The sequence below is a fragment of the Streptomyces sp. NPDC060035 genome, assembly GCF_042736635.1.
Classification (GTDB): domain Bacteria; phylum Actinomycetota; class Actinomycetes; order Streptomycetales; family Streptomycetaceae; genus Streptomyces.
Genome location: NZ_JBHWVO010000006.1, coordinates 156350 through 170293, shown reverse-complemented (window position 1 = coordinate 170293; position 13944 = coordinate 156350). Strand labels below are relative to the sequence as shown.

Genomic DNA, 13944 nt, shown 5'->3' with positions numbered 1-13944 from the left:
CTCGGTGCATAGGAGATGGTGCGTTGTCTGACTGGGAGAGGTCGAGCACGGCACGAGTGGCAGCGCCTGCACGGCCGCGCAAGCTCGCGAAGGTTCCGTTCGTCGAGCTGGCCGACGGACGTTTGCAGGGCGTGGTGTCCAGTGGCTCGGACATCGAGCGGGTCTACGTCTCGTCGGTCATGGCGGGCACCTACGCGTTCGCTTGCAGCACCAACAACAACCGGCCCTGCGGCGGTGCACGGGGCTCGTTCTGCAATCACATCCGGGCGCTGATCGACGAAGCGGTGCTTCAGTACGGCGTTGAGCGCGTCGCCCGCTACCTGAAGGTCGACGCCGTGGACGGGGAGCCGAGCGCGCAGACCATCGCCGTCGGCATGAGCAGCACCCGTCCGGCACAGGGGGACACCAAGGCGGCCGCGCCCGTCTTCAGCCGGTTCCTGCGCCACCTGGCCTACCTTGAACTCGCGCCGACCACAGCACCGGTGCCGGAGATGCAGTGGTTCCCGTCCACCAGGGCGGTGGCGTGATGCGCGCCGACCTGCTCGCCGAAACCATGGCCGGGCTCGATGAAGCCCTGTCGGCCGTCGACGCCTTCGACCGGGCCCTGGTTGCCGGCCTGCTCCGTCCTCGACCCGCCCAGGCCGCCGGTCTGACACAGCTCGCCCAGGCCGTCGCGGGGACGCCGCTGGCCGACAGAGTCGCAGAGGCGGCCGGTAAGGCGGTGGCCGGAGCGGCGGGCGAAGACCACTTCGTCGCCCTCGCCGCCGCCCGCACCGCACTGCTCGGCTCGGTCCACGACGCCCTCATGGCCCGCGTCGCGGAGGCGACCGGCCGGACCCTCGGCGAAGAGGCCACCCCGGCGCCGGGCCGGCAGCAAGCGGTGAACGTGCTCGCAGCCGCCCGCTCCTGGCTGTCCGACCTGGCCCGTTCCGGATGGCAGGGCATCGATCACGACGTGGTCGCCGGCGCGGCGCCCGTAGTCTCCGCGATGCTTTCGGACCCCGCGCTGCGCCGCCTGGCGACACTCCTCGACGGATTCGCCGCCGAACTCGCCGCATCCTGCCCGGGTGCGTCGCTTGATCGCATCCCGGCACGCCGCTGGGCGGATCTGTGGTCGCGTGCGATGCTCCTGACGCTGCCAGGCGCGGCCGACGTGCCGCCGGCCGGTACTGCCACCGGCCGCCTCCTGCCCCTCGGCATCGACCTGCACGAACACGCGACCGCGGTACAGGCTCAGGTCCACGCCGTGCTCGAACCTGCGGACGGGGCCGCGCCCCGCCTGGTGCGCGCAAGCGTGTCGGTGCCGAAGCCCGACACGGTTGTCGGCGCCGGTCTCTGGCAACTGCTCCGGCCGCACATGTCGCTCCTGGCAGCCGTCGGCGAAGGCCGATCGATGGACCTTGCCGGCATGCCGGTCACCGCCGAGGGCGACCTGATCTGGAGCGACGAGTACGCCCGCCCGAGCGAGCCCGCCGATGCCTTCGCAACCGCCCGCGTCGCCCTGCCCACCGCCATCGGCTCGGCGACCGCACCTCTGGACCGGCACCCGGCGCGCATAGCCGTGCCCGTATTCCTGGACGGTTACACCGCACAGAAGGACGACGACGCTCTGAGTTTCGCCGTCGCCGGACAGTCTCTCGCTGTCGACACCGACCGCATTCCGACGGCCGGACCGCTCACCCTCGAAGCCGTCGCGGCGTCCGGCGCGTGTATCGGTCTGCTCCGCTGGGACGCCGGGACCTATCGCGTCCAGCCGCTGGCCGTCGAGACGACCGTACGGAAGAAGGCTGTCGCGATCCACGCCGGGGGGTGGGCCGGGGGCACGACGGACAAGGCCGGCGTCAGGGCCGAGAAGGCCGCCACCGACGCTGTGAACGTACTGCGGGAGCGTGCGGGGAGGCTGCTGCGGAAATGACGGAGCACACGACTGGACAATCAGCCCGGTACACGAGCCCGCAGAACCCCGAGGCAGACCCCCACGACAACCGCCGCCAGGTTCTCTACTGGCGGCTCCTCGCCCGCCTGTTCGACCCCGAGGAGCAGGCCACTCTGGAATCGGCGAGCCTCGCCGTCGTCGAGGACATCGGTCTGCCGTCCGCGTTGCTGGACCCGCAGGCTTCCGTCGACTCGGTCGTGCAGCGCCACCCGGAGCTGGCCACGGAGTTCGACGGTCTGATGGCTCCCGCGCCCGACGGCCAGGACGTATCCGACCGGGCCGCCGAGGTGCGGCGTGCGGCGCTGGTGTCGAAGGTGCTGCTCAACGTCTTCGCCTCAGGCTCCGGCACGGTCACTGCCGGGCAGTTGGCGCGCTGGCAGTCGGATGCGGGCTGGCTGGAGCGCACCCTCGGCTGCGAGCCCGGCGAGCTGCGTGGTGGACGCGCCGGGGGAGGGGCCGCAGGACAGGGTGTCAGCGGGACCGGCGGCCGGGGCACGACCCCTGATCTCAGTCGGCTCATCCCGGCCATCGGCCCGGAACTCGGCGCCCTCGAGGCCGACCTCGTCAAGCGGATGCGTCTGCGCGAGGTGCTGGCCGACCCCGAGCTCGCCGCGCAGCTGACCCCGAGCATGTCGCTGATCGAGCAGCTGCTGCGGGACAAGAGCAACCTCTCCGGCGTGGCCCTGGCCAACGCCAAGGCTCTGATCCGCCGTTTCGTCGACGAGGTCGCCGAAGTGCTGCGTACCCAGGTGCAGAAGGCCACGGTGGGTGACCTGGACCGCTCCGTCCCGCCCAAGCGGATATTCCGCAACCTCGACCTGGACCGCACGATCTGGAAGAACCTCACGAACTGGAGCCCGGAGGAGGAGAGGCTGTACGTCGACCGCCTCTACTACCGGCACACGGCACGCAAGACGACGCCCCAACGGCTGATCGTCGTTGTGGACCAGTCGGGCTCGATGGTCAACTCGATGGTCAACTGCACCATTCTGGCGTCGATCTTCGCCGGGCTGCCGAAGGTGGACGTCCACCTGATCGCGTACGACACGCAGGCAATCGACCTCACGCCCTGGGTGCACGATCCCTTCGAAACCCTGCTGCGCACCAAGCTCGGCGGTGGCAACGACGGTCCCGTCGCGATGGCCATGGCGCGCCCGAAGATCTCCGACCCCAAGGACACCGTGATGGTGTGGATCTCCGACTTCTACGAGTTCCACCGCTCCCAGCCGCTTTTCGAGGGCATCGAGGCCGTCCACCGTTCCGGAGTGAAGTTCATCCCCGTCGGATCGGTCACCAGCTCCGGCCGCCAGGAGGTCAACCCCTGGTTCCGTGAGCGCTTCAAGGCTCTCGGTACGCCGGTCGTCTCCGGCCACATTCGCAAGCTTGTCCACGAACTCAAGACGTTTCTGGCTTAGAAAGGCCCTGATATGTCCGATCTGTTGCGCGCCCCCGCCGAGATCAAGTACGCCGAGGAACTGGACTGGCTGGAGTCCATCGACGACAACCCCAAGCCCTTCTCCTGGCGCCTGTCCCCGAAGATGGTCCGTCTCTTCATCCTGGGATCCGAACGCTCCGACGGCCTGGACCGGGAGATCTCGCAGAAGTGGTTCGGCGACCGCAGCTTCGTCGAGCGCTCCATTGTCACGCTGGCCTCCGACCGCGGCCTGCTGCTCATCGGCGACCCCGGCACCGGCAAGAGCTGGCTGGCCGAGCTGCTGTCCACCGCGATATGCCGCAACTCCACACTGGTCGTGCAGGGCACCGCCGGCACCACCGAGGACCACATCAAGTACTCCTGGAACGTCTCCATGGTCATCGCCAAGGGCCAGTCGAGGGAGTCGATGATCCCCTCCCCGATCATGACCGCGATGGAGACGGGAGCGATCGGCCGTTTCGAGGAACTCACCCGTTCCACGAGCGATGTCCAGGACGCACTTATCTCGATCCTTTCCGAGAAGTACATCTCTGTTCCCGAACTGGACAGCGACGGCATCGTCTTCGCCAAGCCCGGCTTCTCCATCATCGCCACCGCCAACAGCCGGGACCGCGGCGTCAACGACCTTTCCTCGGCGCTCAAGCGTCGGTTCAACTTCGTCCGCATCCCGGTGATGACGAACAGGAGGAGTGAGGCGGAGATCGTCCGCTTCCGCACCGAGGAACTGCTGCGTCGCCACCAGCTCGAGCTGGATGTGCCTCCGACGCTGCTCGACGTGCTGCTGCAGAGCTTCGCCGACCTGCGCGCCTCGGCGGCCGCGGCCGGGAGCGACGACGAGAAGCTGGAGTCGGCGCTGTCCACCGCCGAACAGATCGGCGTACTCGAGGACGCGATCCTGCACAGCAACTTCTTCGGTGAGCGCGCCCTGACCGCCCACACACTTGCCTCCTCGCTCGTCGGGTCACTGGCCCGCCGTGAGCCCGAGGACCTGGCCATCCTCAGCAAGTACCTGCACGGCGTCGTCGAGCCGCGCAGCAAGGAAGAGGGCGGGGCCTGGCCGGAGTTCTTCGAGGGCGGGCGCGACGCGATCGCCACGCTGTCATGAGTGACACGCCCGCGGGGACCTTCGAAGAGCTGCGCACGCAGTTGCAGGAGGCCGCCACGACGTTCGCCGACGGGCCCGACGCACTGGAGGGAATTCTCCTCGGCATCGTCGATGACGTCGACCGCGCGGTGCGCGAGCCGCTCGAGATCTTCCCCGTCTGCCACCACTCGCCCGCGTCGGCGGTCGCGATGGCACGCCGCCTGCGCCAGAAGCAGCCGAAGGTCGTGTACCTGGAGCTGTGCGAGGACATGGCCCCGCTGCTCACCGAACTGCGCAACTGCAAGCTCCCCGTGGCGGTCCAGGCCTTCGCGGCCGAGGTCGACGGCTTCCCTGCCGAGTGGTCCCCGCTGTCGGTCGTCGCACCGATCACCGAGGCCTCGGCCGAGTACCAGGCGATCGCCTACGCGCTGGACACACCAGGCGTTGAACTGGTCCTCGTCGACCGTTCCTCGGACCACGTCTTCCAATGGGATTCCCGTGGGGCGCAGTCCGCCGACCCGGCAGGTCCGGACGCGTCACCGGCCGAGGAGGAGGCCGCGCTGCACGGCGACGCGGTCGGTGTGGAGATCGGCGACCTGCGTCCGCGCTTCGCCGAACTGGAGGAGCACCTGCTGCGCCACGGCAGAGTGCGGCACTGGTCGGAATGGTGGCACCAGTACGTCGAACTGCCGCTCGGAGACAGCGACCACGACACCTATCGCCAGGTGATGCTCCTGATAGGCGGCCTCTTTCGGCGCCTGGCACCCGGCGACCCCCACCGGGTGCGCGTGGACGAGGACCGCGAGCGCCACATGTGGACCAGGATGCGTGAGCACCTGGCCGCGACGGGCACCGATCCCGCGGACTGCCTCTACGTCTGCGGCGCCTTCCACGCGGCCAGCCGCGTCCCGGAATTCGGCGTCCACGGCACGGACACCTTCGAGATCGGCCCGCGCAGTGCCACCAAGTGGCAGCACGGCCTGATTCCGTCCAGCCACGCGGCGATCGAGGCGCAGTTCGGCCTCGCCGGCGGCTCGGTGTCGATCGCCGCGACGGTCTGGGCGAAGAACGTCAAGCGCACGCGCGTGGAGCCGTACCGCCTGGCGGGACAGGCGGGCGCGAAGAAGTCGAGGGCCAGGAAGGCGACAGCAGCGGCGGCTGCTCCCGTACCGGCGGATCCGCCCGCGGACCAGTTGTCCGGCTTCCTCCGGCGGCCACCGGTCCTGGACCGGCTGGACGAGGCCGAACTCCTCGGCTGGTCCGTGGAGATCGTGCGTGCAGCACGCCGCAACGGCTATCTCGCCTCCACCGCGGATGCCATCGCCGTTTTCGAGACATCGATCCTGCTGGCAGGGATGCGCGACCGGGCGAGGCCCACGCCCTACGACTTCCAGGACGCGGCCGTCACCTGCATCGAGAAGGACGCGGTGCCCGGCCGGCGCGACGTGCGCCGCCTCGTGGAGATCATGATGGGCGGCGACCGGGTCGGTCAGGTCGGCTACGACGCGCTGCCGCCCCTGGCCCGCGATGTGCACGACCGGCTGCTGCCCCTGGCACTCAAGCTCGAGCAGCGCGGCGTGCAACGGGCGCTGCTGGACATGGCCTCCCAGCCGGAGCTGGATCGATGCTCCGACGTGCTGTGGATGCTGCGCTACCTGATGCCGCCGGGCGCTGCGCGGCCGATCATGGGCGAGCGGAGACTGGGGGAGAAGCCGATCCAGGAGTCGTGGGACCTGGCGCTGGGCACGCATCAGCGTGCGCTCATCGAGCTCGGCTACGAGGGCGTCAGCATCGAGCAGGTCCTGGAACAGCGCCTGCGCCGTACCGCCTACGGCCCGCACGCCACCACGGCGACCGTCCTGGAGACCGTCGAGGACGCGACGCTGTTTCTGCGAAGCCGCCGCCTCGCGGACGAGCTGGGTACACGTGCCCTGGAAGTGCTGTCGGCCGAACGCAGCGTCGACGGCGCGCCGGAGGTACTGCGCCGGGTGCGGCGGCTCCTGGCGTACTACCGCACCGGCGAGCCGGTGCTGCCGCCCTGGATCGAATCCTTCGTCAGGACCGGATACGCGCACTACTGCACCCTGCTGCCGACGGCGTTCACCGACGACGACGCCACCGTCCGCCAGGTGGCGGCGATGCTGGGCTTCCTGTTCAGCATGGAGAGCCTGGCACTGTCCCTGGGCTGTGACCGGTCCCAGCTGGAGCTGGCGGTCGCCCAGTCGCATCCGCAGGACCCGTCGAGGACCGCGCTGCTGTGGGCGGCTCAGGTACAGCTCGGGCACCTCTCCCGCGCGGACCTGCGGGAGAGGTGCGACGCACTGCTGGGCAACCCCTTGGTGGTGCCCGCTTACCCGCGCTACCTCAGCGGCTTCGTGCACGCCTTGGAGCCCGTCCCAGGTCTTACCGACTTCGTCGTGGAGGCGGTGTCGAACGCGTTCGGACGGCTGCCGGACCCGGTGCTCCTGCCATGGCTGCCGACCCTGATCACCACCCTGCGTGCCGGTGGCGCAGACCTGGCGCCGCTGCTGATCCGCGAGGCCGGCCGGATCTTCCCCGGCCGGCTCACAGCGCTGGACGCGTGGGTACCGCCGTGGCGGGCGCAGCCGGAGCCGGAAGCCGTGCATCCGGCGCTCGGTGCGGACACCGGCCGCGGTTGCGGGCTGCTCGCTGCCCACCCGGCGGCGTGCGACGCGGTGGCGGAACTGCTGGGCTGCGACGGGACATGGGAGACGGCCGCCCCCGGTCTTCCGGGGGCGGCCCTGACCGGTCGCTATCCGGATACGGGTGTGGCGCTGGAGGTGTTGCTGGCCGACGTATGAGGTCGCGGACCGGTGGTGGCGCGCCGGGCACGCCTGGCCGGTCCGGGGCGGCGTGTGGGGTTACGGTCGGCGGCATGGACGGTGATCGCCGAGGGTGGCGCCAGTGTTTCCTCAGCGGAGCGGTGTTCGCCGTGTGCATGGCGGGCACCACGCTGCCGACCCCCCTCTACGGCCTCTACCAGGACAAGTTCGGGTTCTCCGAGCTGACGGTGACCGTCGTGTACGCCGTGTACGCCTTCGGGGTCATCGGCGTGCTGCTGCTGACGGGTAACGTCTCGGACGTCGTGGGCAGGCGGCCCGTGCTCCTGGCGGGCTTGGGATTCGCGGCGGCGAGCGCCGTCTGCTTCCTGTGCGCCACCGGGCTGGGCTGGCTGTATGCGGGTCGCTTGCTGTCGGGCCTGTCCGCCGGCCTGTTCACCGGGGCCGCCACGGCGTACGTGATGGAGTTGGCACCGTACGGCGGCACCTCCCGGGCCACGTTTGTTGCGACGGCCGCCAACATGGGCGGGCTGGGCTGCGGTCCGTTGCTTGCCGGGGTGCTCGCCCAGTACGCCGCCTGGCCGCTGTACCTGCCGTTCGCCGTGCACCTCGCCCTGCTGGCAGCCTGTGCCGCGACCCTGGTGGGGCTCCGGGAGACCGTGAGGGAGCGGCGGCCGCTGAGTACCGTACGGCCGCAGCGACCCGGCCTGCCTCCGCAGGTGCGCTCGGTGTTCGGGCCGGCCGCGATCGCCTCGTTCGTCGGGTTCGCTCTCTTCGGGGTGTTCACGTCGGTCAGTCCGGCGTTCCTCTCGCAGTCCCTGGACGTGACCAACCACGCGGTCAGCGGACTGGTCGTCGCGCTGGCCTTCTTCGCCTCGACAGCCGGGCAGCTGGCAGTCGGCCGGGTCGGGGTGGCGCGATCGCTGCCGCTGGGCTGCGCGGGGCTCCTCGCCGGACTGGCGCTGCTCGCGGGAGCGCTCCGATGGGACCTGCTGTCGCTGGTGGTGCTGAGCGCGCTGGTCGGTGGGGTCGGGCAGGGGCTGGCGTTTCGCGGGGCGCTGTCCGCGGTGGCCGAGGCGTCTCCCGAGGACCGGCGCGCGGCGGTGATCTCGACTCTGTTCGTGGTGGCGTACGCGGGTATCTCGGTGCCGGTGATCGGGGTGGGAGTGCTGTCGGGTCCGATCGGTCTGGAGGGTGCGGGGCTGGTGTTCATCGCGTGTATGGCCCTCCTGGTGTCGACCGCAGCTGTCTACCTGCTCCGGCGGCCGGTGCGGGCGGGGATGTGAGGATGTCCGCAGGCGAGGGTGGTCTCGATGCTCGTGCCTGCGAACCGGGATGGACGGTGCCGCTCCATCCCCTACGCGCCCCGGGCACGGGGCGCCCGGGAGGTTTGGATCATGTGGGGCTCCGGTTCCCGACGCGCCGTCAGCGGTGTGCTTGCCGTACTCGTGGCCGTCCCTGTCGCGGCTTGCGGGCAAGACGCCCCCCAGGCTGCTTCGGTCACGCCCCCGGCCCCGTCAGCTGCGACAGGGCCGGGTCCGAGCGCGGCCGCGAAAGGGCCGGTCGGTGAATTCAGGGAGCTCGAGCGCAGGTTCGATGCCCGACTGGGTGTCTACGCCGTCGACACAGAAACCGGGCGGGAGGTGGCCTACAACGCCGGTGAGCGGTTTGCCTACGTCTCCACGTTCAAGGTGCTGGCCGCCGGTGCCGTGCTGCGGAAGTACTCCCTGGGCGGGATGGGGCAGACGGTCACGTACTCCCGGAACGATCTGGTTGCCCCCTCTCCCGTGACGGCACAGCATGTCGGGAACGGGATGACCCTGGGCACCCTGTGCGACGCCGCCGTGCGCTTCGGCGACAACACCGCGGCCAACCTGCTCTTCGACCAGGTGGGTGGACCGCAGGGCCTGGGTGCCGTACTCGAAGAGATCGGCGACGGCGTCACGCGGATGGAGCGCCGTGAGCCGCAGCTGAACGACTGGGAGCCAGGCGCCACGCGGGACACGAGCACGCCGCGGGCTCTGGCGTCCGACCTGCGCGCGTTCGTCCTCGGCGATGTCCTGGGCAAGGGCGAACGAGCACAGCTCACGGAGTGGCTGCGCACCAGCACCACCGGAGCCGGGCTCATCGAGGCCGGAGTGCCCGACGGGTGGGAGGTCGGCGACAAGTCGGGAGCCGGCAGCACGTACGGCACCCGCAATGACATTGCCGTGGTGTGGCCGCCGGACGCCGCCCCCATCGTCATGGCGATCATGTCGAACCGCACCAAGGACGGGGCGGACTACGACGACGGACTGATCGCACAGGCGGCATCCGTGGTCGCCGGCTCGCTGCCGTAGCGGGACGGACGCGCTGCAGGTGAGCCCGGCCGGTAAGGGTCCCGATGACGCCGTCAGCGTCGGCGCAGTGTGGCCGTGAAGCTGCGGCCATGGGCGTGGTGGGTCGTGACGTCGAGACGGGTGCCACCGAGGACGCGGCGGATACGGACGCCGGCATCGGCCGACAGAGGCCACAAGGCCGGGCCGAGGATCGTGACCGAGACGGTGCTCCGCCTCGTGGTGGGGTCGGACACCGCGATCGAGCATGTGCCGTCGGGAGCCCGGCGGAGCATCACCGATGCCGGGCCGTCGATGGAGAGGCGCTCCGCACGGTGCCTGCCGGGGGTGAAGGAGTTGGCGGCGACCAGGCCCAGGTGTGTGTGGGTGACGGCCTGCAGGCGGACGGTGTTGGCCAGCACGGAGAGCGGACCGTGCGCGTAGGCGGCCAACTGCCGGTCCGAGGCGTTCGGGACGAGGGCATGGGCCATGGAGGCCGGCCGCCCATCGGCGGCTTGCTCGTACGAGAGCGTGAAGACCTGCTTGGCGACCGGTGTGTCGGGGTTGGCCAGCCGGACGAGGCGCCTGCTGCGGGTGACCGTGTCGAGTGCGACAGCCGGCCGTGGGCCGGACAGGAAGACGTACCCGACCGCTGTCTTCTGTTCGGCGTCGGCGTAACGCAGCCATGCCAGTGGGGCGGTCCCGGTGCCATGCCAGTGCGTCCCGTCACGGAGGCTTCCGGTGAGGGTGACGGGGGCGGAGGGAGCGGCGATACGGCTGTCGACCGTGGTGGTCACCGCGCGTTCCGAAAGACCGGCCACTCCCGCCGCGAGGACAACTATCTCTTCGTCGAGCATGAACCACGACTTGGTGGCCCGGGCCCCCCGATAGGCGACGAAGCCGTCGGGGAGTTCGCCCGCCTGCCGGGCGGTGTACGCGGCATCGTCGGACTGTACGAGACCGGCCACGCCGTAGGGGCCGAGGCGGGCGCCGCCGGAGAAGGTGTTGCTGCCGCGGGGGAAGTAGACGTAGGTGTTCTGAGACTCGGACGACGCGGTGAAGCCGCGCTCGGGGTTGTCGTACCAGAGGGTGCCGTAGAGCTCGGGGACGGTGCGGCGTGTCTCCACGGGAGCGGTGACGCCCGCCAGTCGGTACGGCGAGACGGCCGTGAAGTAGTCGATGCCGAACGACTGCCGCTGATCCTGGCCGGAGAGATAGAGGTAGTGGGCGCCGTCACCCTGGAACCACGGCATCAGGTTCTCGCCGCTCATGTACTCGTACTTGCTGATGCGCGCGGAGCTGCGGGCCAGGGCGAACGCGTAGCCGGGCCGCCGGTGGACGGTTCTGTCCATCGCGTTGAACGCGGTGTGGGAGGCGGCGGGACCGAGATCCCTCTCGGGCGACGGGGAGTTCAGGATGTCGGTGTAGCGGGCGATGCTGACGGGGGAGACGAAGGAGGCCGCATCGAGGCCGGCCTTGGAGGTCTGCCGGACATACTTGACGTAGCCCCGGAGTGCCTCGGTGTCACTGCCGGTGGTGTACGCGGCGAGGTCGACGACGGCCTCGACGACGGCGGCGACGTCCGCGTACCCCGTGCCGGTCCGCGCGACCGCGCGGCCCTTGACGATCTCCATCATCCAGCCTTCGAAGATCAGCGGGGCGAAGGCGTCGGCCACCCAGCCCTGCACGACACCGACAAGGCTCTCGCCGGGCACGTAGCCGGTGCCGTCGAGTATTTTGATCGTCTGGACGATGCGGGTGAGCAGGCCCTTGCCGTAGGAGCCCGTGTACGCGACGGAGGCGTGCTGGACGAAGGAACCGTCGGCATGGAAGCCGTCGGTGACGCCGTGCTGCAGGTCGTACGGGTCGATCGTCGCGAAGACGGTCAGCTGGTCGGCGATGGCCTTCCCGATACGGACCTCGTCGCCGAGAACGGCACCTTGGAGGATCCGGTTCGACGTGATGTCGGCGAGATTGGCACCGGTGTGGAACCGCGAGTCGAGATCGACGTCGCCGTTCTTGCCGTTGCGGAGGTAGGCGTCCATGGAAGCCACGTAGGACGCGGCGAGTCCGGGCCGGTACGCCGCGAGCTCGTCCCCCAGCAGGACGAGGGTCTTGCTCACGTACGCGGAGATTCCGATCTCCCAGTGGAACCAGTTGCCGTAGTAGCCCTTCGACTGGTCGCCGTAGTACGCGTCGTGGAGCTGGACCAGGCCGTCGACGACCCGTCGCCGGACCGCGCTGTTGTCGCGGAGCCCGGAGGCGCCGGTGCCGGGAAGAGCGGTGGCGAGGGCGATCTCGTACAGGTACTGGAAGGACAGGCTCAGGTTGGTGTCGCTGGTGCCGAGCGGGACGCCTGCGAACAGCTCACCCGGTCCGGTGCCGTCCATCGCGGCAAGCCGGGCACGCGCCGTCGCCTGCATGGCAGCGAGTTTCGATGCGACCTCCGGGCGGGCGTTGGTCTCGGCGGTGCCGGCGAAGATCGCGACAGTGTTGCGGAGCAGCCCGTCTTGGTCGGCCACCCGGCCGGAGGCGCCCGGATCGCGCCGGACCGCCGCTCGGGCTTGTAGCGTCTGCGCCACGGCCAGCAGCGATATCGCCGGGATCATGGACAGTACGGAACGACGCGAGAACTCCACTGCACGCTCCAAAGTCCGACCGGAAAGCGCTTGTCCCCAGCCAAGCAACGGGTTCTCACCGATGTCAACGGGCCGGATGAAGGTTCGCCCGAAGAGTCGTGCGGGTAGCCATGGGCGCACACACGGCGCACGCTGGAGGTATGGCCGGAAACCCGCCGATCGTCGTCCACCGGATCTCCGCCTCCGGCGGTCGGCGTGTCACGGTGAGCGGGCGGATTCTGGGTCTCGCACACTCCGACGACGCCACCCTCGAGCTCCTCCACGGCGCCGGGATCACCGGCACCGCGGACCTCCTCGCGGATCCGACCATGGTGGACTGGGTCGGAGGGCGGCCGCACCAGTACCAGCTGCTCGAGCTGATGCCGTGAAGGCGGCTGTGTTCTCTGCCGGTCGTCCCGATCCGAGGCGAGGAGAAACCGGGCCCACTGCCGATGCCGGCGGCTGATCCTGGGGAGACGGGACCACCGGCGCGGGTCGCCGGCGCGATGTGGCTCGGCTCGACGCCCCTCAGGGACACGTGATGAGGCCGGGGCGGAAGCGGCCGGCGCCAAAGGTGCCAGCAAAAGCCGCGGGCCGCCCGCCGGTGACGGTTCGAACTCGTCCTCGTAGACCTCGATGACGGCGCCGTCGGTGCCGGGCGTCGGTCGGGCCGGGGGGTGATGCGTCAGAAGGCGATCCAGGCCGGGGCGGATTGCCGTATCCCCGGCACACTCGATCGTGCCGACAGGGTCGCGGATATCCTGCGCACATGCTGATCACGAACACGGAAAACGATGCGCAACTGGCCGTGGCGGCAGCACAGTCGGGAGCGGCAGTGGTCCGCGAATTGTACGGGGGATCCCCGGAGCGGTTCGAGAAGAATGCTGGCGACTTCGCGACAGCCGCAGACTTCGCGGCAGAGAAGGCCATCCTCCGGATCCTGAGAACCGCCCGGCCCCATGACGCTGTGACGGGAGAGGAGAGCGGACACAGCGGCCCGGACCGCGCGGAGCGCAGGTGGCTGGTCGATCCGTTGTGCGGCACGCTGAACTACGCCGTACACACCATGCTCGTCTCGGTGAACGTGGCTCTGCGGGTGGGATCCGACATCACCGCGGCCGCGGCGGCCGATCCGTTCAGCGGAGAGGTGTTCTGGACCGACGGCGCGTGTGCCCATGTCCGAAAAGACGGCGTCGACACAGACCTTGCGCCCTCGGCCGGATCCCGACTGGTGGACGTCAACCTCGACCCACCCTTCCCCAACGCACCGGATTTCCGGGCAGCACGCCTGCTTGCCGCCCCGGAGTTCACCGATCACTTCCGGCCACGCGTCGTTTCCACAACCCTTGCGGTGGCCTGGGTCGCCGCCGGCCGAAGAGCCGCTTACGTCACCGACGGCCATCTGCGCGACTGCGTGCACTTCGCCGCCGGGATCGCCTTGTGCAAAGCCGCCGGCTGCGTGGTGACCGGCATCCATGGCCAACCACTGCACACCGGTGCAGGTGGACTGGTTGCCGCGGCCGACCAGCGGACGCACACCACGTTGCTGGAGATGGTCCGGAACCAGGTCCCGGCTTCCCCGACCGCGACGGGCTGACGCTGCAGCAGCTGCCACCCGGAGCTCGGTGGCGCCGCTGCGACCGGCTGCCCAACAGTCCGCACCTCGGTCCGCGCCGTGCCCCGCCGAGGCGCGGCGCGGACCGAGGTGCTGACAGGTAGCAGATGAGCGAACCGATACGAGTGTTGCGGTTCCCT

10 protein-coding genes are annotated in these 13944 nt (G+C 70.0%); 9 read left to right on the top strand and 1 reads right to left on the bottom strand.

What is annotated here, in order from left to right:
• The first annotated feature begins 56 nt into the window (after positions 1 to 56).
• From ACFWBQ_RS12085 to bla, 7 genes are all read left to right on the top strand, one after another.
• On the top strand, positions 57 to 527 hold the full coding sequence (locus tag ACFWBQ_RS12085) for a hypothetical protein (protein ID WP_385486798.1): 471 nt from the start codon (positions 57 to 59) through the stop codon (positions 525 to 527).
• Complete coding sequence (locus ACFWBQ_RS12080; RefSeq protein WP_385486796.1) at positions 497 to 1915, top strand: hypothetical protein; 1419 nt, start codon at positions 497 to 499, stop codon at positions 1913 to 1915. Before ACFWBQ_RS12085 ends, ACFWBQ_RS12080 begins: the two co-directional genes overlap by 31 nt.
• The gene (locus tag ACFWBQ_RS12075; protein ID WP_385486794.1) at positions 1912 to 3351 is read left to right on the top strand and encodes a VWA domain-containing protein; all 1440 of its coding nucleotides are present in this window, start codon (positions 1912 to 1914) and stop codon (positions 3349 to 3351) included. The genes ACFWBQ_RS12080 and ACFWBQ_RS12075 overlap by 4 nt, the downstream gene beginning before the upstream one ends.
• 12 nt (positions 3352 to 3363) lie before the next feature.
• Positions 3364 to 4476 carry an AAA family ATPase gene (locus tag ACFWBQ_RS12070; RefSeq protein ID WP_385486792.1) on the top strand — a complete coding sequence of 371 codons (1113 nt, stop codon included), beginning with the start codon at positions 3364 to 3366 and terminating at the stop codon, positions 4474 to 4476.
• Entirely contained in the window at positions 4473 to 7277 is a 2805-nt protein-coding gene (locus ACFWBQ_RS12065) for a hypothetical protein (protein WP_385486790.1), read from the top strand. The genes ACFWBQ_RS12070 and ACFWBQ_RS12065 overlap by 4 nt, the downstream gene beginning before the upstream one ends.
• 74 nt (positions 7278 to 7351) lie before the next feature.
• A complete protein-coding gene (locus ACFWBQ_RS12060) occupies positions 7352 to 8542 on the top strand; it encodes an MFS transporter (protein ID WP_385486788.1) in 1191 nt (396 codons plus the stop codon).
• A 111-nt stretch (positions 8543 to 8653) separates the two neighbouring features.
• A complete protein-coding gene (gene bla / locus ACFWBQ_RS12055) occupies positions 8654 to 9595 on the top strand; it encodes a class A beta-lactamase (RefSeq protein ID WP_385486786.1) in 942 nt (313 codons plus the stop codon).
• A gap of 53 nt (positions 9596 to 9648) precedes the next feature.
• Here the strand turns inward: bla and ACFWBQ_RS12050 are convergent, their stop codons facing one another.
• The gene (locus ACFWBQ_RS12050; RefSeq protein WP_385486784.1) at positions 9649 to 12210 is read right to left on the bottom strand and encodes a polysaccharide lyase family 8 super-sandwich domain-containing protein; all 2562 of its coding nucleotides are present in this window, start codon (positions 12208 to 12210) and stop codon (positions 9649 to 9651) included.
• Between the two features lie 140 nt (positions 12211 to 12350).
• Between ACFWBQ_RS12050 and ACFWBQ_RS12045 the strand changes: the two genes are divergently transcribed.
• Together ACFWBQ_RS12045 and ACFWBQ_RS12040 are read left to right on the top strand one after the other, a co-directional pair.
• Positions 12351 to 12578, top strand: a complete 228-nt coding sequence (locus ACFWBQ_RS12045; protein WP_385486782.1) for a hypothetical protein — start codon at positions 12351 to 12353, stop codon at positions 12576 to 12578.
• 380 nt (positions 12579 to 12958) lie between these two features.
• Positions 12959 to 13786: an inositol monophosphatase family protein gene (locus ACFWBQ_RS12040; RefSeq protein ID WP_385486780.1), complete on the top strand. Its 828-nt coding sequence runs from the start codon at positions 12959 to 12961 to the stop codon at positions 13784 to 13786.
• The last annotated feature ends 158 nt before the right edge of the window (positions 13787 to 13944 follow it).

Bases quoted from the DNA above. Each gene is read 5' to 3' on its own strand.
- ACFWBQ_RS12065 (WP_385486790.1), top strand. From the start codon at position 4,473: ATGAGTGACACGCCCGCGGGGACCTTCGAAGAGCTGCGCACGCAGTTG.
- ACFWBQ_RS12060 (WP_385486788.1), top strand. From the start codon at position 7,352: ATGGACGGTGATCGCCGAGGGTGGCGCCAGTGTTTCCTCAGCGGAGCG.
- ACFWBQ_RS12045 (WP_385486782.1), top strand. From the start codon at position 12,351: ATGGCCGGAAACCCGCCGATCGTCGTCCACCGGATCTCCGCCTCCGGC.
- ACFWBQ_RS12040 (WP_385486780.1), top strand. From the start codon at position 12,959: ATGCTGATCACGAACACGGAAAACGATGCGCAACTGGCCGTGGCGGCA.
- ACFWBQ_RS12070 (WP_385486792.1), top strand. From the start codon at position 3,364: ATGTCCGATCTGTTGCGCGCCCCCGCCGAGATCAAGTACGCCGAGGAA.
- bla (WP_385486786.1), top strand. From the start codon at position 8,654: ATGTGGGGCTCCGGTTCCCGACGCGCCGTCAGCGGTGTGCTTGCCGTA.
- ACFWBQ_RS12075 (WP_385486794.1), top strand. From the start codon at position 1,912: ATGACGGAGCACACGACTGGACAATCAGCCCGGTACACGAGCCCGCAG.